Raw genomic sequence first — 334 nt, 5'->3', positions numbered from 1 at the left:
GCCCTTTCCATTGCTATAAAGCAACAGAAAGGGGAAGTGTGATGAGTGATCGTATTGGTGAAGGGCACAAGAAATAAGATGCCTTCAAAAATATTTTAGCATGTTCACAAGAGAAATAAAGGGGGAACTTAATGTGATGAAAACAGTCCAATTGTTGAAAAGTGAAGAATTTGAAATTGGTACAACAGATAAAAATGGGCACAAATTAAGACAGTCTGATTTTGTTGTCACACAAGATGATTTTGAGGGTATTAGTATCTGTCAAATCCTCTATAACAGTATTGCACAAGAGTTTGTGGCTATGAGCGATTCTAATTGGTGGATACCGTATCAT

The 334-nt window shown here is 36.2% G+C and carries 1 pseudogene; it reads left to right on the top strand.

Annotated features, from left to right (window positions below):
* Positions 1–136: 136 nt before the first annotated feature.
* Positions 137–334, top strand: a pseudogene (locus RT27_RS31670) (hypothetical protein); the annotation flags it as partial.

The sequence above is a fragment of the Bacillus sp. L_1B0_5 genome, assembly GCF_000836715.1.
Lineage (GTDB): Bacteria > Bacillota > Bacilli > Bacillales > Bacillaceae_G > Bacillus_A > Bacillus_A thuringiensis_S.
Note: the sequence above shows the minus strand (reverse complement) of the source record. Positions and strands in the feature narration are given on the sequence as shown.